This window comes from Pseudomonas sp. R3-57, assembly GCF_051132065.1.
GTDB lineage: Bacteria > Pseudomonadota > Gammaproteobacteria > Pseudomonadales > Pseudomonadaceae > Aquipseudomonas.
Map to the genome: position 1 here is coordinate 3,686,807 of NZ_CP071655.1, position 21,389 is coordinate 3,708,195.

Annotated in this window: 19 protein-coding genes and 1 pseudogene; 10 read left to right on the top strand and 10 right to left on the bottom strand. The window is 61.0% G+C overall.

The genetic code is table 11. The features are described from left to right. The first annotated feature begins 51 nt into the window (after nt 1-51). Complete coding sequence (locus tag J3P93_RS16455; protein ID WP_434589644.1) at nt 52-1,149, top strand: polyamine ABC transporter substrate-binding protein; 1,098 nt, start codon at nt 52-54, stop codon at nt 1,147-1,149. Nucleotides 1,150-1,452: 303 nt separating this feature from the next. On the opposite strand, the gene thpR is transcribed toward J3P93_RS16455, so the two are convergent. After that, the gene (thpR, locus tag J3P93_RS16460) at nt 1,453-1,992 is read right to left on the bottom strand and encodes an RNA 2',3'-cyclic phosphodiesterase (RefSeq protein ID WP_434589647.1); all 540 of its coding nucleotides are present in this window, start codon (nt 1,990-1,992) and stop codon (nt 1,453-1,455) included. A 105-nt stretch (nt 1,993-2,097) separates the two neighbouring features. Here thpR and J3P93_RS16465 point away from each other — a divergent pair, with 105 nt between their 5' ends. Further along, complete coding sequence (locus J3P93_RS16465; protein ID WP_434589649.1) at nt 2,098-2,292, top strand: hypothetical protein; 195 nt, start codon at nt 2,098-2,100, stop codon at nt 2,290-2,292. 448 nt (nt 2,293-2,740) lie between these two features. Here the strand turns inward: J3P93_RS16465 and J3P93_RS16470 are convergent, their stop codons facing one another. Continuing rightward, the gene (locus J3P93_RS16470; protein WP_434589652.1) at nt 2,741-3,766 is read right to left on the bottom strand and encodes a hypothetical protein; all 1,026 of its coding nucleotides are present in this window, start codon (nt 3,764-3,766) and stop codon (nt 2,741-2,743) included. A 372-nt stretch (nt 3,767-4,138) separates the two neighbouring features. Between J3P93_RS16470 and J3P93_RS16475 the strand changes: the two genes are divergently transcribed. Continuing rightward, nucleotides 4,139-4,414 carry a hypothetical protein gene (locus J3P93_RS16475; RefSeq protein WP_434589654.1) on the top strand — a complete coding sequence of 92 codons (276 nt, stop codon included), beginning with the start codon at nt 4,139-4,141 and terminating at the stop codon, nt 4,412-4,414. A 48-nt stretch (nt 4,415-4,462) separates the two neighbouring features. Here J3P93_RS16475 and J3P93_RS16480 read toward each other — a convergent pair whose 3' ends face one another. Further along, a complete protein-coding gene (locus tag J3P93_RS16480; RefSeq protein WP_203421678.1) occupies nt 4,463-4,669 on the bottom strand; it encodes a hypothetical protein in 207 nt (68 codons plus the stop codon). Nucleotides 4,670-4,910: 241 nt separating this feature from the next. On the opposite strand from J3P93_RS16480, the gene J3P93_RS16485 reads away from it, so the two are divergent. The 4 genes and pseudogenes from J3P93_RS16485 to paoC all read left to right on the top strand — a co-directional run bounded on the left by J3P93_RS16485 (nt 4,911) and on the right by paoC (nt 10,723). Next, a complete protein-coding gene (locus J3P93_RS16485) occupies nt 4,911-6,665 on the top strand; it encodes an L-lactate permease (protein ID WP_434589657.1) in 1,755 nt (584 codons plus the stop codon). 287 nt (nt 6,666-6,952) lie between these two features. Beyond that, nucleotides 6,953-7,575, top strand: a pseudogene (gene paoA, locus J3P93_RS16490) (aldehyde dehydrogenase iron-sulfur subunit PaoA). Next, on the top strand, nt 7,572-8,528 hold the full coding sequence (locus J3P93_RS16495) for an FAD binding domain-containing protein (protein WP_434589659.1): 957 nt from the start codon (nt 7,572-7,574) through the stop codon (nt 8,526-8,528). The pseudogene paoA and the gene J3P93_RS16495 overlap by 4 nt, the downstream one beginning before the upstream one ends. Further along, the gene (gene paoC / locus J3P93_RS16500; protein WP_434589662.1) at nt 8,525-10,723 is read left to right on the top strand and encodes an aldehyde oxidoreductase molybdenum-binding subunit PaoC; all 2,199 of its coding nucleotides are present in this window, start codon (nt 8,525-8,527) and stop codon (nt 10,721-10,723) included. The genes J3P93_RS16495 and paoC overlap by 4 nt, the downstream gene beginning before the upstream one ends. 256 nt (nt 10,724-10,979) lie before the next feature. Here the strand turns inward: paoC and J3P93_RS16505 are convergent, their stop codons facing one another. Further along, entirely contained in the window at nt 10,980-11,453 is a 474-nt protein-coding gene (locus tag J3P93_RS16505) for a (R)-mandelonitrile lyase (protein ID WP_434589664.1), read from the bottom strand. 97 nt (nt 11,454-11,550) lie between these two features. Between J3P93_RS16505 and J3P93_RS16510 the strand changes: the two genes are divergently transcribed. Then, nucleotides 11,551-12,444 carry a LysR family transcriptional regulator gene (locus tag J3P93_RS16510; protein WP_434589666.1) on the top strand — a complete coding sequence of 298 codons (894 nt, stop codon included), beginning with the start codon at nt 11,551-11,553 and terminating at the stop codon, nt 12,442-12,444. 322 nt (nt 12,445-12,766) lie between these two features. Here J3P93_RS16510 and J3P93_RS16515 read toward each other — a convergent pair whose 3' ends face one another. Continuing rightward, nucleotides 12,767-13,711, bottom strand: a complete 945-nt coding sequence (locus tag J3P93_RS16515) for an aldo/keto reductase (protein ID WP_434589668.1) — start codon at nt 13,709-13,711, stop codon at nt 12,767-12,769. Nucleotides 13,712-13,821: 110 nt separating this feature from the next. Here J3P93_RS16515 and J3P93_RS16520 point away from each other — a divergent pair, with 110 nt between their 5' ends. Together J3P93_RS16520 and J3P93_RS16525 are read left to right on the top strand one after the other, a co-directional pair. After that, a complete protein-coding gene (locus J3P93_RS16520; RefSeq protein ID WP_434589670.1) occupies nt 13,822-14,592 on the top strand; it encodes an alpha/beta hydrolase in 771 nt (256 codons plus the stop codon). Between the two features lie 260 nt (nt 14,593-14,852). Further along, complete coding sequence (locus J3P93_RS16525) at nt 14,853-15,719, top strand: CAP domain-containing protein (RefSeq protein ID WP_434589672.1); 867 nt, start codon at nt 14,853-14,855, stop codon at nt 15,717-15,719. Between the two features lie 78 nt (nt 15,720-15,797). Here J3P93_RS16525 and J3P93_RS16530 read toward each other — a convergent pair whose 3' ends face one another. From J3P93_RS16530 to J3P93_RS16550, 5 genes are all read right to left on the bottom strand, one after another. Beyond that, a complete protein-coding gene (locus J3P93_RS16530) occupies nt 15,798-16,712 on the bottom strand; it encodes a DHH family phosphoesterase (RefSeq protein ID WP_434589675.1) in 915 nt (304 codons plus the stop codon). Continuing rightward, a complete protein-coding gene (locus J3P93_RS16535) occupies nt 16,709-17,911 on the bottom strand; it encodes a cysteine desulfurase family protein (RefSeq protein ID WP_434589678.1) in 1,203 nt (400 codons plus the stop codon). Before J3P93_RS16535 ends, J3P93_RS16530 begins: the two co-directional genes overlap by 4 nt. Before the next feature lie 69 nt (nt 17,912-17,980). Further along, nucleotides 17,981-18,742 carry a sulfite exporter TauE/SafE family protein gene (locus J3P93_RS16540; RefSeq protein WP_434589680.1) on the bottom strand — a complete coding sequence of 254 codons (762 nt, stop codon included), beginning with the start codon at nt 18,740-18,742 and terminating at the stop codon, nt 17,981-17,983. Nucleotides 18,743-18,752: 10 nt separating this feature from the next. Next, nucleotides 18,753-19,802 carry a selenide, water dikinase SelD gene (gene selD, locus J3P93_RS16545; protein WP_434598410.1) on the bottom strand — a complete coding sequence of 350 codons (1,050 nt, stop codon included), beginning with the start codon at nt 19,800-19,802 and terminating at the stop codon, nt 18,753-18,755. Between the two features lie 212 nt (nt 19,803-20,014). Continuing rightward, complete coding sequence (locus J3P93_RS16550; RefSeq protein ID WP_434589683.1) at nt 20,015-21,298, bottom strand: Zn-dependent hydrolase; 1,284 nt, start codon at nt 21,296-21,298, stop codon at nt 20,015-20,017. Nucleotides 21,299-21,389 lie beyond the last annotated feature (91 nt).

The following is a 21,389-nucleotide window of genomic DNA, read 5'->3' on the forward strand; positions in this document are numbered from 1 at the left end:
GGGTGAGGGGCCTTTTAGCTTGAAGTGAATAAAAAGAATGGAGTTGTACCGATGAAAATGTTTGGCAGGACTCTGCTGACACTGTCCTTGATGGGCGCAATGGTCATGGGCGCCCAGGCCAACGATAAGGTGCTGCGGGTTTACAACTGGTCCGATTACATCGCCCCGGACACCATGAAGAAGTTCGAGGACGAAACCGGCATCCGCGTGACCTACGACGTCTTCGACAGCAACGAAACCCTTGAGGCACGTTTGCTCGCGGGTAAATCCGGTTACGACCTGGTGGTGCCGTCGAACAGTTTTCTGGCCAAGCAGATCAAGGCCGGCGTCTATCAGCCGCTGGACAAATCGAAGCTGCCGAACTGGAAGAATCTCAACCCGGTGCTGCTGAAAAACGCCTCCGCCAGTGATCCGGACAACGCCCATGCGTTCCCGTACATGTGGGGCTCGATCGGCATCGGCTTCAACCCGGCCAAGGTCAAGGAAGTGCTCGGCGCCAACGCCCCGACCAACTCCTGGGACTTGCTCTTCAAGCCGGAGAACGCTGAAAAACTCAAGGCCTGCGGCATCAGCTTCCTCGATTCGCCGACCGAAATGATCCCGGCCGCCCTGCACTATCTGGGCTATCCGGTGAACGATAAGGACGCCGCGCACATCAAGGAAGCCGAGGCGCTGTTCATGAAAATCCGCCCGAACGTGGCGTATTTCCATTCCTCGAAATACATCTCCGATCTGGCCAACGGCAACATCTGCGTGGCGGTCGGTTACTCCGGTGACGTCCTGCAGGCCAAGGCCCGCGCGGTGGAATCGGGCAACAACGTGGTGATCGACTACAGCATTCCCAAGGAAGGCGCCGGCAGCTTCTACGACATGGTCGCCATCCCGCGCGATGCCGCGAACGTCGAGAATGCTTACCTGTTCATGGACTTCCTGATGCGCCCGGAGATCATCGCCGAGATCACCAACAGCAACGGCTACAGCAACGCCAACGCAGCGGCAACACCACTGGTGGACGAAGCGATCCGCAACGACCCTGGTTCGTACCCGTCGCAAGCGGTGATGGCGACGCTGTACGCGGTGCCGGATCAGCCAATCGCCACCCAGCGAATCATGACGCGCGGCTGGACCCGGGTAAAACTCGGTAGATAACCGCGCCAGTCAACACTGATAAACCCTGTGGGAGCTGGCTTGCCAGCGATGGCGGTGGGTCAGACAACGATGACGCTAGATGTGCTGGCCCTATCGCTGGCAAGCCAGCTCCCACAGGTTTTGCGATCGAATTCGGACGCAGAGCGCCCATTGAGGCATTCCCACACAGAGCGTGTAACGACCCGCGCAACCCTTTCCGTTCACGCAGCGCCTTACCACCGCTGCCCCTGCTCTGAACGGCCTCACCTGGCTTCCTCGGTTCAGGTGAATTTCAGGCGCCCTCGGGCGCCTTTTTTTGTGAGGTCAGATCAGCGGCCAGTCTTGAATGATCCGATAGCGGCCCTTGTGCGATTCGAACAGGGCAAAGCGTTCGGCTCGCAGGAAGAATTCCGGCGCTGTGGCGGCTTCCGGCTCCGGCGCGCGAAATTCTCGGGCCAGGGTCAGGTGCGGGCGAAATTCGCGCGGCGTCTCCTCAAAACCGAACGGCAACATGGCTTGTTCCAGTGCGTAGACCAAACGCAACAGTGCTGGCGGCGCCTGTTCCGGCGCCAGCGACAGGACCCCCGCGCGGTGCCACACCTGCAAGCGATCCAGGGCAACTCTCAACGCAGCGCCCGGCGTGCGCACCTGGGCGGCGGCTTCGCAAACAGGCTGGATCTGTGCCAACGGCACGGCGCCGAGGAACAGCAGGGTCAGATGAAAATTATCCGCCGGCACCGGTTTGCCGGTGCGCAGGCGCAATTCACTGCGCCACTGAGCGATCGCCTTGCGCTGCGCTGGCGGGCAGTCCAAGGCGAAAAACAGCCGCTTGAACGGCTCGTCCCTGCGCACTTCATCGATCATGGCCCGGTCTCCTTCTCACTGTCAGCCGTCGAGTTTACACAGCCTGTTCTGACGACCGGTGACACGCGGCTATAGTTCAAGGATCGCTATCAACCGGAGGCAGCCATGCGCGAGATCCTCAGCAAAGAACCGTGGTGGGCTCGGCCACCGCAACCCGGGCAAGACGAAAGCCAGCTGGAATGGGGCTGGCTGGTGCATTACAGCGAGGGCGAACCGCGTTTCGAGTTCGTCCGTGAACGCCCGACCGATGAACAGATCCGCCAGCGGAAGAGTTGTCGCATCACCCCCTCACCCGAGTGAACACAAAAACCTGTGGGAGTGAGCCTGCTCGCGATAGCGGTCGAACAATCAATGCCTATGTTGGCTGTCCCGGCCCAATCGCCAGCAGGCTGGCTCCCACAGGATTTTCGGCTGTACACAAATCCCCAGCTCACCTCAGATCCCTTGAAGGAGTGAGCCTGCTCGCGATAGCGGTCGAACAGTCAATGCATACGTTGGCTGTCCCGGCCCAATCGCCAGCAGGCTGGCTCCCACAGGATCTTCGGCTGTACACAAATCCCCAGCTCACCTCAGATCCCTTGTAGGAGTGAGCCTGCTCGCGATAGCGGTCGATCAGTCAATGCATACGTTGGCTGTCCCGGCCCAATCGCCAGCAGGCTGGCTCCCACAGGATCTTCGGCTGTACACAAATCCCCAGCTCACCTCAGATCCCTTGCAGGTGTGCCTGCTCGCGATGACGGTCAGATAATCAATGAGATTTTGAATGCGCGAAGGTTTTCGGTTCATCGCTCTCACTTAGATAGCGCTCGACCTGCCCGGCGATGTGCAGCGTGCCGGCCATCACCCCGGTGGTCGGACTTTGCACCAGCTTCAGCCAGGCCATGTCGAACGTCCCGCCCAGGCTGCTGCGGATCAGCGCCTCGCTGTCGGGACGGTCGTTGGCCTGGATGATCGCGCGAATCCCCGCCACGCCCACCGAGATCAAACCTCCCGCAAGCTTCCCGGCTGCGGCAGCAACGGCACTGGCGGCGCCGCGCGGGGCCATTTCCGCCTCCATGCGCTGACTCGCGCGTTTGGCCACCGGCGCCATCCCGGCGTCGGTCGAGGCGATGCCTTTGGCGCCGCCATCGGTGTGGATCTTGTCGATCAGCGCGGCATACGCCGGCAGGGTATTCAGCGGCTCAGTGCTGATGACCTGAAATAAAGAAGCATCGCGCGCCGGCGGTGGGCCGACGGCGATGGCCGGGACTTTCTGCAAGCGCCCGTTGAGCTGCGCGACCGGCACCCCGTGGCGGTGGGCGATCACCGGCATTTGCTGCGCCATCAGCTGCGCATAGAACGCGGTGGCCTGGGCGAGAATCGCATCCGGGTCGATCTCCACCGCCACCGGCGCCAGCACCCTTTCCTGATATTGCTCAAGCAGATACGCCGCCAGGCGCTTGGCTGACGCGTCCTGTTCGCCGCCGGCATTGATCGTGTACCAGCTGACTTTCATTGACAGCCATTCCTGGGTCCAGTAACTGCTGAACCACGGGATGAAATTTTCTTCAGTTTGCTGATAGACCCGAGTGCGCCAATGTTCCATCGAGCCACGGGCGAACAGCTTGACCTGCGCGGTGGCCTGCTGCGAGGCGCTGACGATTTCCCGGTCGATCTGCTGCCAGGTGGCGGGCGACACCACCACCGCCCGCGGCGCGATCACCGGCGCCGGTGCCGACGTGGCGCAGCCGGTCAGGATGAGCAGTGCGGCGATCAGCAGCGCACGGGGGTTCACGGTGCTGGTTCCTTGGATGAACGGGGGCGGATTTGAGTATAGGTGGGTCAGTGAATATTGAGGGTGGCTGCACCGGCCTCATCGCTGGCAAGCCAGCTCCCACAGGTGTCTGGTTTGGATGCAAAACCTGCGGTCACTGAAAACCTGTGGGGAGCTGGCTTGCCAGCTCCCCACAGGTTTGTGGTCTGCATACAAAACCTGCTGTCGCTGAAACCTCTGTGGGAGCTGGCTTGCCAGCGATGAGGCCATCAGCAGCGCCGCAGAACCCAACCATCACCGCCATCGATATTCACCATCGCCACGATTGCCTTCCGCCAACCGCCCATCAAAGGCACGATTAAGCCATCCGAAACACAACGAGGAGTTCACAGCATGATTCACACCCAAGTCACCCTCTCCGTGAGTTTCCCGGTGTTCGGCAGCAACTATTACGCTCAGCACGTCGTGTCGCACAAGGCCCGCGCGCTGGTATTCAACGAGGCATTCGAGGATCTGCTGATGCCCGCTGCCAGCAATCACTTCAGCAATGAAGTGGTCGGCTTCAACGATCAGTTCCGTTTTCTGAGCGACATTCTCGCCACCCATTTGCTGGACATCGAGGCCGCTGTTCCTGCGCGATCCAGCGTCCGGGCGAGCGCTCGTTTTTAATCGTCGAGGGCGTTCCCCTTTCGGTGGAACGCCCTCTTTTTCATTCAATCAATCATCATCCCGATCACGGTAGTAGCGACGCCCGTCACGACGATCGTCATCGCGGTCATCCCAGCGCCGGTCGTGGTCGTAATAGCGACCGTGATCGCGGTCGTAGTGCCGGCCGTGGCGGTGGTCATCATCAAAATCTGCCACACAGCCACCGAGCAAAAGGGCGGCGGTCACGGTCAGCAGCATCGTTGTCGCTTGCTTCATTCAAAGTTCCCTAAAACCAAGGTCTTGACGACGGAATCGGCCACGCTGCCCACGCCTTCGGGACGCAGTGCGCGCAGCCGCAGATACGACCGGGCAAAACGCGGTTGATTCAGTGGCCAGCATCGACCGTTGGTCGCCTCGTTCCTCAGCGCCGAACAGCGGCGAAACGCCACCTATACTGCTTGCAACCAACCCCATGCAATGGATCTGCACCCTCAATAACAACAAGCAGAGGTGGACCATGGTCTGGCAGCAAGTGTATGACCCGTTTGGCAATCCAGTGATTTCCACACTGATGGCCGCCGTGCCGGTGGTGGTGATGCTCGCGGCGCTGGCGTTCTTTCACGTCAAGGCGCATCTGGCCGCGCTGTTGGCGCTGGCCTCGGCCTTGCTGATATCGATTTTCGCGTTCGACATGCCGGCGGGCATGGCCGGTTCGGCGGCGCTGTTCGGCGCCGCGAATGGCTTGCTGCCGATCGGCTGGATCGTGCTCAACATCATCTTTCTGCATCGCCTGACCACCGAGAACGGCTCGTTCAAAGTGCTGCAGGATTCCCTCGCGCGAATCACCGATGACCGCCGTTTACAGTTGCTGCTGATCGCCTTCTGTTTCGGTGCATTCTTCGAAGGCGCGGCCGGTTTCGGCACACCGGTGGCGGTGACCGGAGCGATCCTGATCGGCCTGGGGTTTTCGCCATTGGCGGCGTCGGGGCTGGCGCTGATCGCCAACACCGCGCCGGTGGCGTTTGGCGCGCTCGGCACGCCGATCATCACCTTGGCGAAAGTCACCGGGCTGGATGAAATGGAATTGTCGATGATGGTCGGTCGGCAGTTGCCGTTCTTCTCGGTGCTGGTGCCGTTCTGGCTGATCTGGGCGTTCGCCGGTTGGCGCAAGATGCTCGAAGTGTGGCCGGCGATTCTGGTGGCCGGCGTCAGCTTCGCCATTCCGCAATTTCTGGTGTCGAACTTTCACGGGCCGATGCTGGTGGACGTCATCGCCGCGCTGATTTCCATGGCGTGCCTGACGCTGTTTCTGAAGGTGTGGAAACCGGCGACCATTCACACCTCCGCAGCACTTTCGGGGCGCGTCGACAACTCCAGGGTCGACGAGGAAAAAGTCACCGCCAGCGCCGCATTCAGCGATCAGGCGCGGCCAGCGGTGATACGCGCGTGGATGCCGTGGATCATCCTCACGGTGTTCGTGTTTGCCTGGGGCACCCAGGGCTTCAAAAACATGTTCGACACGCGCCCGGCGATTGATCCGGTGACGCAATCGGCCAGGCTGGATGCGCAAGGCAAACCGCTGCGCGAGGCCAACCCGATTTTCGCCCCGGCCGTAACTTTCACCAGCCTGCATTTGCAGATCGAAAAAGTGCCGCCCGTGGTGGCCGCGCCGAAAGCCGAAGAAGCGGTGTACAAATTCACCTGGCTCACCGCGACCGGCAGCGGGATTCTGCTGGCGGCGATTGTCGGCGGGCTGTTGATGGGCTATTCGATCCCGCAGTTGATCAAGCAATACCTGCGCACGCTGTGGGTGGTGCGGTTTTCGCTGATCACCATTGCGGCGATGCTGGCGCTGGGATTCCTCACGCGCTATTCGGGGCTCGACGCGACCATGGGTCTGGCGTTCGCGGCGACGGGGATTTTCTATCCGATGTTCGGCACGCTGCTCGGCTGGCTCGGCGTGGCGCTGACCGGCTCGGACACGGCGTCGAACGTGCTGTTCGGCGGCTTGCAACGGGTCACCTCGGAACAGCTCGGCATCAGCCCGGTGCTGATGGCGGCGGCGAACAGTTCGGGTGGGGTGATGGGCAAAATGGTCGATGCGCAATCGATCGTGGTCGCGTCCACCGCCACTCGCTGGTACGGGCATGAGGGCGAGATTCTGCGCTACGTGTTCTTCCACTCGATCGTGCTGGCGATCCTGGTCGGCGGGCTGGTGACGTTGCAGGCGTATGTAGCGCCGTTTACCTCGATGGTGGTGGGCGCGCATTAACCAGACGCAACACATTCCAATGTAGGCCTTCGCCTGCTCGCGATAGCGGTGTGTCAGCTAAGTAAACGCTGGATGACACACCGCTATCGCGAGCAGGCGAAGGCCTACAAGGGATTTGTGTTGGCCTGATGATTGATGAACGGCACGCATAACGCTTGGCGCGAAATCCGACAAAACCTTTTCCCCTCTCCTGCGGTCACTCCTTTTACGAGACCGGTACGCATGCCGGCGCGCCCGACAGGGCCCTTTGTGATCCTGCCGCCTGATGAGAGACAAGGAATCGAACCATGACGATTTCCCGACGCAGCTTTTTGATCCTCGGCGCTGTGACTGCGACCGCGTTTGCGATGCCCCCGTTTATCAGCCTCAAGGCCTATGCGGCCAACTGGAGCAACCCGCCATGAGCAAAGTGAGCCTCAACGTCAACGGCCAACCGCGCGAGTTGAACGTCGACAACCGCACCACCCTGCTCGACGCGCTGCGCGAGCACCTGCACCTGACCGGCAGCAAGAAAGGCTGCGACCACGGCCAGTGTGGCGCCTGCACGGTGATCGTCGATGGCCGGCGGATCAATTCGTGCCTGAGCCTGGCGGTGATGCACGAAGGCAGCGAGGTCACCACCATCGAAGGCCTCGGTATGCCGGACACGCTGCACCCGATGCAGGCGGCGTTCATCAAGCACGATGGCTATCAGTGCGGCTATTGCACGCCGGGGCAGATCTGCTCGGCGGTGGCGGTGCTCAAGGAAATCCGCGACGGCATCCCCAGCCATGTCAGCCCGAGCCTCACCGAGCCGCCGCAACTGATCGCCGCCGAATTGCAGGAACGTATGAGCGGCAACATCTGCCGTTGCGGCGCCTATTCGAACATCATCGAAGCCATCACTGAAGTCGCGGAGGAATCGGCATGAGAGCGTTCAATTACAGCCGCGCCGATTCGCCCGCCGCAGCCGCCGCACAAGCCGCTCAGGTCGAAGGTGCGCGGTTCATCGCCGGCGGCACCAACCTGCTCGACCTGATGAAGCTCGACATCGAAACACCGCCACATCTGATCGATATCAATCACTTGGGTCTGGATCAGATCGAAGCCACGCCCGAGGGCGGTCTGCGCATTGGCGCACTGGTGCGCAACACCGACCTGGCCGCCGATGCGCGCGTGCGCAAGGACTACGCCCTGCTCTCCCGCGCCCTGCTCGCGGGCGCCTCGGGACAATTGCGCAACATGGCCAGCACCGCCGGCAACCTGCTGCAACGCACCCGCTGCCCGTACTTCTACGACACCCATCAGGCCTGCAACAAACGCAACCCCGGCAGCGGCTGTTCGGCCATCGGTGGGGTCACGCGGCAGCTCGGCATCATCGGCGTCAGCGACGCGTGCATCGCCACCCATCCGAGTGACATGGCCATTGCCATGCGCGCCCTTGATGCGCAGATCGAAACGGTGAAACCCGACGGCAGCACGCGCAGCATCGCCATGGCCGATTTCCATCAGTTGCCCGGTGACACGCCGCACATCGAAACCAGCCTCACGCCCGGCGAGTTCATCACCGCCGTGACCCTGCCGCCACCGGTGGGCGGCACGCACATCTACCACAAGGTGCGCGATCGCTCCTCCTACGCGTTTGCGCTGGTTTCGGTCGGGCTGATCCTGCAAGCGGACGGCAGCGGCCGCGTGGCGGTCGGTGGCATTGCGCCGAAACCGTGGCGCGTCGAAGCCGCCGACGCGTTGCTGCCGCAAGGTGCCAAAGCCGTCAGCCAGCGTCTGCTCGAAGGCGCGACACCGACCGACGACAACCAATTCAAACTGACCCTGGTCGAGCGCACGCTCGGCGCGGTGTTGGCGCAAGCGAGGGAAACCGCATGAAATTCGACACACCCGCCACCACCAACCCGATCGACCAACTGAAAGTGGTCGGCCAACCCACCCCACGCGTCGAAGGCCGGTTGAAAACCTGCGGTCAGGCGACCTACGCCTATGAGCAACATGAAGCGGCGGCCAATCAGGCCTACGGTTTCATGGTCGATTCCGGCATTGCCAAGGGCCGGATCAAAGCCATTCACCTCGACGAAGCGAAAGCCGCGCCCGGTGTGCTGGCGATCGTCACCGGCGCCAATGCCGGCAAGCTCGACAAGGGCCAATACAACGCCGCGCACCTGCTCGCCCATCCTGAGGTGCAGCATTATCAGCAAGCGGTTGCGCTGGTGGTGGCCGAAACCTTCGAACAGGCGCGCGCGGCGGCGCAGTTGGTCAAGGTCGACTACGAAACCAGCGACGGCAAGTTCGATCTGGCCAGCGTGCGTGATTTGGGCGTCGAGCCGAAAGATGAACTGCCTGATGTCAATCACGGCGATTTCGACAAGGCCTTCGCCGCTGCACCGGTGCAGTTCGACCGCACCTACACCACGCCGGACCAGTCCCACGCGATGATGGAACCGCATTCGACGCTGGCCGCCTGGAGCGGCGATCAACTGACCTTGTGGACGTCCAATCAAATGGTCGACTGGAGCGTCGGCGATGTGGCCAAGACGCTGGGCTTGCCGAAGGAAAAAGTGCGCATCGTCTCGCCCTACATTGGTGGCGGTTTCGGCGGCAAATTGTTCGTACGCGCTGACGCGATCCTCGCCGCCCTCGGCGCGCGCATGGCTGGCCGGCCAGTGAAAGTCGCGCTCGCCCGCCCGCAGATGGCCAACAACACCACCCATCGCCCGGCGACGATTCAGCGCATCCGTATGGGCGCGACAGCGGATGGCAAGCTCACGGCCATTGCCCACGAAGGCTGGTCCGGCAACCTCGCCGACGGCAAGGTCGAACTGGCCGCGCAGCCGAGCCAGTTGCTCTATGCCGCAGCAAACCGCCGAGTCAGCATGCGCCTCGCGCCGCTGGATCTGCCCGAGGGCAACGCCATGCGCGCACCGGGTGAAGCGCCGGGGCTGATGGTGCTGGAAATCGCCATGGATGAAATGGCCGAACAGTTGAACATGGACCCCATCCAGTTCCGTATTGTCAACGACACCCAGGTCGACCCGGTCAAAACCGAGCGGCCGTTTTCCCAGCGTCAACTGGTCAAGTGCCTGGAGCTGGGCGCGCAGAAGTTCGGCTGGGATCAGCGCCACGCCAAACCCGGCACGCACCGCGAAGGCCGCTGGCTGATCGGCATGGGCGTGGCCGCGGCGTTTCGCAACAACCTGCTGGTCAAGTCCGGTGCGCGAGTGCGCCTGGAGCGCGACGGCAAGGTCACGGTGGAAACCGACATGACCGACATTGGCACCGGCAGTTACACGATCATCGCGCAGACTGCTGCGGAAATGCTCGGCGTCGGCCTCAACGATGTGACCGTGCGCCTGGGCGATTCGAACTTCCCGGTATCGTCCGGCTCCGGTGGCCAGTTCGGCGGTAATTGCTCGACCGCCGGCGTATATGCCGCGTGTGTGAAACTGCGCGAAGCGGTGGCCGGCAAACTCGGCATGGAGGCAGACCAGGCCGAATTCGTCGACGGCCAGGTCCGCGCGGGCGGTAAAACCCTGCCATTGCGCAATGCCGCCGAAGGCGGCGCACTGGTTGGCGAGGACAGCATTGAATTCGGCGATCTGGCCGAGAAGTACCAGCAGTCGACTTTCGGCGCGCATTTCGTCGAAGTCGCCGTCGACGCCGCCACCGGCGAAGTCCGCGTGCGGCGCATGCTCGCGGTGTGCGCGGCGGGTCGTATCCTCAACCCCACGTCGGCGCGCAGCCAGGTGATCGGTGCAATGACCATGGGCGTTGGCGCGGCGTTGATGGAGGAACTGTCGGTGGACACCCGCCTGGGCTTTTTCGTCAACCATGATCTGGCCGGATACGAAGTGCCGGTGCATGCCGACATTCCCCATCAGGAGGTGATTTTCCTCGATGAAACCGACCCGATTTCCTCGCCCATGAAGGCCAAGGGTGTCGGTGAACTGGGGATTTGCGGGGTCAGTGCAGCGGTGGCCAATGCGATCTATAACGCCACTGGCGCGCGGGTGCGGGAGTATCCGATTACGCTGGACAAGCTGTTGTCGTCGTTGCCGGAGATGATCTGAGGCCTGCAAGAACCCCTCACCCTAGCCCTCTCCCAAAGGGAGAGGGAACTGATTGGGGGATGTTCGAGGGTTGCGCAGACTTGAATGTCCTGCGGTGAATCCATGATCGACTCGGTTTTTCAGGTCGATGCAAGACGTTTGACACCTCGGTCGGCCCCCTCTCCCTCCGGGCGGTCCGACGTTTCGGGAGGGCTGGGGTGAGGGTAACGCTTGGCGCACTAGCATGGGGTGCTAGGGGTCGGTTGGTGAAACAAAGTCATTCTTCGGGATATTGCTCAGCCCCCACCTGCTCCATCCATTCCACCACTTCCCCATCAAGCACCTCGGCAATCGCAATATGTGTCATCGCCGTGTTCGGTGCAGCGCCGTGCCAATGCTTGGCCCCCGGGGCGATCCAGACGGTATCGCCCGGTCCGATCCGCCGAACGGGCTGTCCCCATTCCTGCACCAGCCCCGCGCCCGTCGTCACGATCAACGTCTGCCCCAACGGATGCGTGTGCCATGCGGTGCGCGCGCCCGGTTCAAAGGTCACCGTCGCGCCGCTGACCCTCGCCTGCCCCGTGCCCTTGAATGGCGCATCCACCCGCACGGTGCCGGTAAACCAGTCCGCCGGGCCTTGGGCTGAAGGCTGCGAGCCATTCGGGGTTACGCTGACGCGTGGGGTTTCGTTGGCCTGCACCTCGCCTGCCAACAGGGAAAGGGTCAACGCCGAAGCGGCAATCGGGTTCATGGCGGTTCCTCCTGATAGTCAATGCCACCACTGTACCCAGCCCCACTCTGCGAATAATCGCCTAGAATGCGAAAAAACTTATGCAGAAGGCTCATCAATGCTTCGAGAAAATGCCATTGATCTGCTCGCCTTTCTCGCGGTGGCCCGGGAGCGCAGTTTCACCAAGGCGGCAGCGAAGCTCGGCGTTTCGCAGTCGGCGCTGAGCCATACCATTCGCGGCCTCGAAGCGCGCCTCGGCCTGCGCCTGTTGACCCGCACCACCCGGAGCGTTTCGCCCACCGAGGCCGGCGAGCACCTGTTGCGAACCATCGGCCCGCGCTTCGAAGAAATCGAAGTGGAGCTGGCAGCGCTGAGCACTCTGCGCGACACCCCGGCCGGCAAGATTCGCCTCAGCGCCACCGACCATTCGCTGGACTGGATCCTGCGCCCGGTGCTGCAGGACTTCCTCTTGCGCTACCCGGACATCGCCGTTGAAGTGTGCTGCGATTACGGCTTCGTCGACATCGCCGGCCAAGGCTTCGACGCCGGCGTGCGTCTGGGCGAAGACGTCGCACAAGGCATGATCGCCACCCGCATCGGCCCGGACATGCGCATGGCGGTGGTCGGTTCACCTGCCTATTTCGCCCATCGCAGCGCGCCGCAAACCCCACGCGACCTGACCGACCACGCCTGCAACAACCTGCGCCTGCCAACCAACGGCGGGTTGTACGCGTGGGAATTCGAAAAGGACGGCGAGAGCCTGAAAGTGCGGGTATCCGGGCAAATCACCTTGAATGGCGTCTACCCACTACTGAATGCCGCACTCGACGGCTTCGGCCTGAGCTACATACCGGAAAACGTCGTCGCACCGTACCTGGCCGACGGTCGTTTGCAGCGGGTCCTGACCGATTGGTGCCCGAGCTTCGCCGGTTATCACCTGTACTACCCGAGCCGACGCCAGGCAGCGCCGGCGTTTGCGTTGTTGCTGGAGGCGCTGCGCTATCGTGGTTGAGTGCTGGATTTTCATAACAACCGACGCTTCGCCAGTAAATTCGCGCCAGCCTGACGGCTTGCGCCTCGGAAGCAGCAATCACGGTTGCTTGCTGCCCACGCTCCGGTCCGAGACAGATGTACTGCATCATCTCTGCCGAAGCGTTCAGGGACATTGCCAACAGACAGCCCACTAGACTGCCGGTCAACGTCTGGCGGGCGTTGTTCATGACAGCTCTTCCTTGTCGGAACCCAAGGCCACCATGATTGATTACATCGACAGCCCTTCCCACTGTCAGACCTGACAGTCCTTTAGACGCTTTTGCAATAACCCGCCAATGCGGCTACCCCAACAGCGCTACCAATTGATGCCGCTGTGCATCGGTGAGCATCGGCCCGAACCCGGCCTTGACGTTGTCCGCCATGTAGCGCGGATTGCTGGTGCCCGGAATTACGCACGTCACCGCAGAGTGCGACAGCAGAAACTTCAGCGCCAGTTGCGGCCAGCTATTGACCTGCACATCGGAAACCCAGCCCGGCAGCGGCTTGCCTTTGAGCCGCGCGAGCAAGTCACCGCCACCGAATGGCCGATTGCAGATCACCGCGACTCCACGTTCGCGGCACAGCGGCAGGATCCGTTTCTCGACGCCGCGATCATCGAGGGCGTAATTGATTTGCAGGAAATCCACTGGCTCGGTCTTGAGCACCGCTTCAACTTCGTCGTAAGCCGAGGGCGTGTAGTGGGTGATGCCGATGTAGCGGATGCGCCCCTGCTCCTTCCATACACGCATCGTCGGCAGGTGGGTTTGCCAGTCGAGCAGGTTGTGGATCTGCATCAGGTCGATGCGCTCGGTTTGCAACAGGCTGAATGACTGCTCCATTTGCGCGATGCCTTCCTCGCGCCCACGCGTCCAGACTTTGGTGGCCAGAAATGCCGGCGAACGTGGCTGGTGGATCGACAGCAGTTCACCGGTGGTCTGTTCGGCGCGGCCATACATCGGTGAGCTGTCGATCAACGTGCCGCCCTTGCCGAACAACTCATCGAGTACCGCCGGCAACTGCCGGTAAAGCGGATCGCCGGGAGCTACGTCGAAACCGCGATAGGTGCCCAGGCCGACGATCGGCAACGCCTCGGAGCTGGATGGGATGGCGCGGGTCTGCATGGTCTGGCCTCCGGTCGTCGCGGATGTCGTGCGGCTGGCCAAGGCCCGATCAAGGCTGAAGACCGCCGAAACCCCGGCCGCCAGCGTGAGCAGGCGGCGTCGGGAATACCCCTCAGTGTGGCTCATGCTGGCTCCCCTGCTGCATGGATCTGTTGCCGGTTGTGTGGCGAGCGGCCAGGTGCCGTGCTCGACTACACTGCGACGGCCCACCTTCACTCACGGTTAAAAATAGCCGAATGTCCCGAATCTTGATGTCACTCGTCGCATTGCTCGTCGCTGTGTACCTGGTGTTGTGCGCGGCGCTGTTCGTGTTTCAGCGCTCGCTGATCTACTTCCCGCAGCCCAATGCCGTCGCCAGCGCTGACTCGCGGATGACCTTGTCGATGCCCGACGCAAAGGTTTCGGTGCTCACCCGCGCCCATAACGGCCCGCGGGCGCTGCTGTATTTCGGCGGCAATGCCGAGGACGTCTCGCGCAATCTGCCGGAGTTTGCCGACGCTTTTCCTGACTATGCGTTGTACCTGCTTGATTACCGTGGCTTCGGTGACAGCGACGGCTCGCCGTCAGAAGCGGCGATTGCTGAGGATGCGCTGGCGCTGTTCGATCAGGTTTACGCCAGTCATCCGCAGATCGCGGTAATCGGACGCAGTCTCGGTTCGGGTGTCGCTGTGCGCCTCGCCAGTCAGCGGCCGGTGCAGCAGTTGGTTCTGGTGACGCCTTACAACAGCCTCGAAGAAATCGCCGTGCGCCAGTACCCGTGGGTGCCGGTGAAGTGGTTGCTCAAGGATCGCTTCGAGTCGGGCAAATATGCCGCGCATCTCCGCGTGCCGACGTTGCTGCTCGCGGCCAGTGATGATGAGGTGATTCCGCGCGCCAGCACCCAGCGCCTGCTTGAAAATTTCCCTGCGGGCGTGGCGGCGCTTCGAGTGGTGCCGGAGTCGGGGCATAACTCGATTTCCGCGCGGGACGAGTATTTGCAGTGGATGGAGGAAGTGTTGAATCGGTGATAGTCGAGTCGTTCTCAAGGGCCTCTTCGCGAGCAGGCTCACTCCTACAGGGGAATTGCATTTCAAATGTAGGAGTGAGCCTGCTCGCGATGGCGTCATCCAGCGCAACATTGCATCTTGTTTGATCAAGCCCTTTGTCGCCCCGCCAAAAAAACCGCCACCCATCGCTTGAACCAAGTCCCGAATCACCAGTCCTACCCGCGCCGCATTCCGCGGTTCACTCAACCTAAGCGCTGTCCTCCTTCAGAGCCGCCCGCCCCATGCGCCACGCCGTTCGTTCGTCTCGCTTCGTTTCGCTGTGCCTGCTGATCCTTTCTGCGCTGTTTGTCGAAACCGCCCATGCCGGCGCGGAACGGCAACTGGTGGCCGCGATCAATGACTATCGCGCCCATCCGCAACGCTGCGAGCGGCGCCCGGCGCAGCGTCTGGCACCGTTGCGGCTGAACGCGAACCTGGCCCTGCCGATCGGCTATGGCTACGCCGGCGGCATGCGCGAGGCGCTGAAATCCTCGGGCTACGCCGCCACGGCGGTGCGCAGTATTCGCGTGGTCGGTGCCGAGGACGCCGAAGAGGCCTTCGACCAGTTGCTCGACGAACACTGCGCCGCACTGCTCGATGCGACATATGCCGACATCGGCGTCAGCCGCTCGCGCAATCAATGGCAAGTGGTGCTGGCGCGACCGGTGCTCGACAGCCGCGTCGGTGACAACCGCAGCGTCGGCAAGGCATTGCTTGCTGAAGTCAACGCCGCCCGCGCCCGTCCACGGATGTGCGGCCGCCAGCGCTTCGCCGCCGCACGGCCGTTGAGCTGGAACGCGGCATTGGGTGCCGCCGCGCAGGGCCACAGCAAAGCCATGGCCTACGGCAACTATTTCGCCCACCGCGACCCGGACGGCGACCAACCCGCCGACCGTGCGCGCGCCGCCGGTTATCGCGGGCGGCAAATCGGCGAAAACATCGCCGCAGGCCAGAGTTCACCGGGCAAGGCGATGGCCAGCTGGCTGGCCAGCCCGGGCCATTGCGCCAACCTGATGAACCCGATGTACACCCAGGTCGGCGCCGGCTTCGCCAGCGAAGCGCGCAGCGCTGAAGGGGTGTACTGGACGATGATGTTTGGTGCGCCTTGAGGGATGCTCCGCCCGGAGTTTCTTCGCTAGACGGCAGCCTGCTGGTAACTGGCTGCGCCTCAATGCTGAATGGCACGTTTATGAAGAGACCGAAAGACCCAGTTTCAACAGCTCCTTGCGCAGCATGGACGGCTCCAGAACAGCCATTCCAGTGTGCCAGTGGAGCGACAATAAACTACTCAGTTTGTGCTGGCTGACCAGTGACTCGGCCAGCAAACAGCTTTTTCGGTCGCGGATGCTGATGAGGTTCAGCAACCAGTCATCGCACTGTTCTGCCATCCAGCGGTGGATCGCTGAACGATGTTTTTGCAACAACGTGTCGGCATCCCACACAGTCATTTGCGCGAATGCCTGCGGCAGCTGTGTTTCAGGCTTCATCTGTTTCAAATCAGCAGCCAATGCGGCGCCAAGGTCAGATTCAACGACAGCCTGGCACTCGATGAAATACTGTTCCGGCCAGCCCGCCGATAAATTCGCCAGCCGCGCGAGGACCGCATACGCCTGAACATCCCGCGCGTTGGTCATTTGTCCCGTGAAATTCAGGGTATTGTCCAGTATCGCCGTGGCCAATAGCGCAGCGCTTTGCTGACTGATCTTCGGCAACAAATCGGTGCTTTCCCAACGCTGAAATACCTGTGTGGCGCAAGCACCGATGGGACGGATATCGGCCGCAGAGCCGAGTCTCCGCTCCCAGTAACGTTCGTAACCGGGATGATGATCGATGACCTCCACAACCTGATCAAGCACCACTAACGGGTCGAAATGGTGATAGTCCGAAACATCCACCAGGACGAATTCATCCGTTGCTTTGGGCAGGTAATCGTCGAGCGAATCACCATTGATCTTCAGACGCAGGGGAATGCTGGCATTGAGCGGCGCACTGCTGACCGCTCGGGCCGCCACGCCCAGGCAGTTCAGCAGTTCGGCGTAGGCAATGCAGCAGGCGTATGCATCAATGTCCAGGTAGGCCGAACCGGACGTCACCACTCTCACAAGGCGTGCTCCTCAAACCGTGCTGGCGATGCGTTCAGCGGCAAATTCAAAGCCTGAGCGATGCCGGCCAGAATTCTCTCGTAGGTGACCTGACACTGTTCTTCTGCAATGGAAATCCGCATCGTGCTCGCGGCGATCAGCTCAGGGTAGCCCAATTGCGTGACGGTATTGGACAGGTTGTTTTTCTTGTCCGAACAGGCTGATCCCCCCGTAACGTAGATCGCTTGGTTGTTGAGTAACCATTGCAGTTTTCTGGTGTTCACCCCCGGTAGTGCGACGAAGCTGACGCATGGCACACGTGGCGCTCGCTGTCCGATCACGACAACCTCACCGAGCAGGTTCTGCAGCTCGCCTTCAAACCACTCCCTCGCGTGTTGAACCTGGCCATTTCCATCCGAATAGTTGAGGTATTTTTCCTGCAACGCCGTTTCGATTGAGAGAATACCCGGGTAATTCTGAGTGCCCCCGCGCAGTCCGCCCTCTTGGCCACCGCCTGCAATCAAGGGCGACAAGTCGTAACGATTGCGCGCATACAGAAACCCAGCCCCAGGCAGGGCACCGAACTTGTGTCCCGAGGCAATGGCGAAGTCGACGCCGGATGCTTGTAGATCCACCGGGATTTTACCAATGGCTTGGGTCATATCGGAAAACAGCGTTCCGCCCTGCGCCTTGACCATACCGGCTATGACTTCGAGCGGTTGAATCACCCCGGTCTCGTTATGCACGGCCATGACGCAGACCAGCGTCGGTCGACCGTTATGTGCGATCAACAAGTGCTGCAACTGTTCAAGGTCGAGCAAACCGCTTGTGTCATGCCCTACCGCGACAGCATGCAGCCCTTCCAGGCCGTAACGCTTGATGTTCTGCAGCGTACAAGCGTGTTCAATGGCCGAGTAGAGCACCACCGGACGATCGTGCTTGTAGCGCTCGAAAAAATCATGAAAAACCTGCGCGCAGCCTTCGCTGGAGCCGCTATTGAAAATCAGGCATTGCGTATCGACATTCAACAATCGAGCAACGCTGCCGCGCGCCCGCTCCACCCGTTCCAGCAATTGCACACCGAGGGCATGGTTGGCATTGGGGTTCGCGCACTGGCGGGTCGAGAACAGAGCCTGGAGCATCTTGCTCACGCTCGTCGAGACCGGTGCCGAACCACAAACATCGGCATAAATTGCGTCCACAGACATATCCGTATCCATATCAAACTTCCAGTTTTCTGTTTTATGTCGTGAGGATGCTGCCCGAGAAAGTCGGGCAGTCGTGGTTGTTCAGACGATCAAGCGCGCCATGAGCTGAATCGAACAGAGCAGAACGAAGGCATTCAAGGCACGTTTCAAATGCCTTGCATCCAGTCGGTGAGATAAGGCTGCGCCCAAAAAGCCGCCCACAATAATCCCGATCACCAGTTCACCGGTGTAACCGAGAAACTCTTGCGCCGAGCCTAGCCGGCCAAACAATGCACCACTGGCGCCGATGATGCCGATCAGTGCCGAGGTCGAAATCGCCTGTTTGATGGGCAGGCCGAACAGGCTGACCAACACCGGCAGATAAATGAATCCGCCCCCCTGCCCGACCAGTCCGCACAAAACCCCAAGCGCCAACCCCGTTAACGGCAACGACAATGACGAATGGTTGCACAACAGGGCAACCGGCTGGCGGAACAGGTACGTCAACAGCAGTGATAACAACCCCAGCAGTCCGAAGACAAACAGAATGAAGTTTTCACTGAATGCTTCGGCATGGACCGAGGCGAAAAAGTTGGCAGCGGCCATCGGTACCGCAAAGTTTGCAATCACTCGCCAATCAGGCTGAAAGCGGGTGCGGTGCAGTGCAAACGAAACCAGCGAAGAGAAAAAGCCCTGTGCGGAAGACAGCCCCGTTACCACTTCAATCGGTAACTTCTGTCCGGACACCATCGGATAAACCAGCACCAGCAGAGGCGTCACAATGATGCCGCCACCGATACCGAACAGGCCCGACATGAATCCGGCCAGCACTCCCACACCGGTCATGACCGGGTAGAACGTCATGGCAGTCATTTCAGCAAACCTTGATCTTGCCCGTACCTTGTGTCACTCGGCCAATCACCATCAGGTCGGCAGACAACGCTTGCCACGCTTGCCGGTTTTGCGCCAGGCAGGCTTCGCTGACGGTGAACAGCAATCCGCCGTTGGTTTGCGGATCGTGCAGCAGAAACTTGTGCGCCAGTGACAACTCACCAAGATATTCCACGTTTTGTGCGTATTTCTTCATGTTGGCGAAAACGCCGCTCTCAGATGAAGTCACCGCCACCGCCAGCGATTCGGCACCGTCATAAAACGTCAGCGCAGCGGTATCCAACAGCACATCCAGTTGTCCTGGCCCGACCATCTCGCTGATATGCCCGATCAAGCCGAAACCGGTGATGTCGGTCAGGCTGCTGACCTCAGGACTAGCGCTCAAGGTGCGGCCAAACTCGTTGTTACCTGTGATCAACTCCAGCGTCCGCGCAGCAATATCCGCTTGCTCGAGAATCCCGACCTTCAGTGCATTGGCAAGGATGCCTACGCCAAGCGGACGCGTCATCACCAACACGTCGCCGGCCTTGGCGGTGTTGTTTTTTTTCAAACGATTTTTTTCGACCTGGCCGATGATTGAAAAGCCATAGAGCGGCTGGCTGTTCTTGATTGTGTGGCCGCCAACGATGCTGACATTGAACTTGTTCATGACTGACTGGGCGCCAAGAATCATCTGGGTCACCTGCTCGACCGCTACTTGCTCCGGGTCGAAAGCCATGATCGAGTTGGCAATCAACGGATAGCCGCCGGAAGCGAAGATATCGCTCACCGCGTTGCTGGCTGCCAATTGGCCAAACATGTACGGATCGTTAACGATCGGTGAGAAGTAGTCGGTTGTGAACAACAGGTAATTGTCGCCATTGTCATAAACGGCGCAATCATCGGAAGACTCGAAGCCCAGAACAACTCTGTCATCAGAAACAGTACTGGCCGCTGAGGTTTCCGACAGGATTTTGCTTAAAACACTGGATGGGATCTTGCACCCGCACCCGCCACTCTCAGACTTATCCATAATCTGACAAAACGTCGACATCACACTTCCTTAGAATCCATTTTCCTTTGCGAAAGCAGAGCTTTAGTCTGCTCACCACCTGTTACTTCATGTCTCAGGCAGCGGAAAAATCGCACACTCTCATGACGGAAATATGACAGAAGCATTGGATGTCGAAGTCTGCATTGCACGGCATCATCTACACAGGCCATCGATCTTTGCTGGTTTTATCGACGGCCTGATTTTTTGCTTTTTCAAGCCGCCGCTTTGCCAGCGGCGACCATCGCCGATGCCGCCAGCATCGCCCGCAGCAGCACCGCACACCCCGCCGCCAGATCATCCGGTGCGGCATTTTCGATTTCGTTGTGGCTGATGCCGCCTTCGCACGGGACGAAGATCATCCCCGCCGGGCCGAGTTCGGCGAGGAAGATCGCGTCGTGGCCGGCGCCGCTGACGATGTCCATGTGTGACAGGCCGAGCCCTTGTGCCGCGCCACGTACCGCTTCGACGCAGCCTTTTTCGAAGTACAGCGGCGGGAAGTCGGCAGTTGGCGTCAGTTCATAAGTGAGGCCGTGAGCCTGGCAAGTGGATTCGATGACTTGCTTCACTTCAGCGATCATCGAATCCAGGCGCGCCGGCTCGAGATGACGGAAATCCAGGGTCATGCGCACTTCCCCGGGAATCACGTTGCGTGAGCCGGGATAGGCTTGCAGGCAACCGACCGTGCCACAGGCGTGCGGCTGGTGACCGAGGGCGGCGCGATTGACGGCGCCGACGATCACTGCGGCGCCGACCAGGGCGTCCTTGCGCAGGTGCATCGGCGTCGGGCCGGCATGGGCTTCGACACCGCGCAACTTGAGGTCGAACCACTTCTGCCCGAGCGCGCCGAGGACCACGCCGATGGTTTTCTTTTCGTCCTCGAGAATCGGGCCTTGCTCGATGTGCGCTTCGAAATAGGCGCCGACCGGGTGTCCGCTGACTTTGCGCGAACCGGCGTAGCCGATGGCGTTGAGCGCTTCACCGACCGTGACACCGTCGGCGTCAACTTTGGCCAGGGTTTCGGCGAGGGTGAATTTTTCCGCGAAGACGCCCGAGCCCATCATGCACGGGGCAAAGCGCGAGCCTTCTTCGTTGGTCCAGACCACCACTTCCAGCGGCGCTTCGGTCTCCACGTTGAGGTCGTTCAAGGTGCGCAGGACTTCGACGCCGGCGAGCACGCCGAAGCAGCCGTCGAACTTGCCGCCGGTGGGTTGCGTGTCGATGTGGCTGCCGGTCATTACCGGTGGCAGCTCGGGATTACGGCCCGGACGGCGAGCGAAAATGTTGCCAACAGCATCCACCGTGACGCTGCATCCGGCCTCCTTGCACCATTGCACGAACAGGTCGCGGGCCTGGCGGTCGAGGTCGGTCAGGGCCAGGCGACAGACGCCACCCTTGACCGTGGCGCCGAGTCTGGCCAGCTCCATGAGCGAGGCCCACAGGCGATCGCGGTTGATGTGCTGATGGCTCGATTGCAAAACGTCGACGGCTGCGTTCATGGGAATCTCCTCAGTGTTGATACCGATAGGAACGCAGAGCGTCCCGGGCTGCATTCCCACGCAGAGCGTGGGAACGATCAATTTCTTTGGT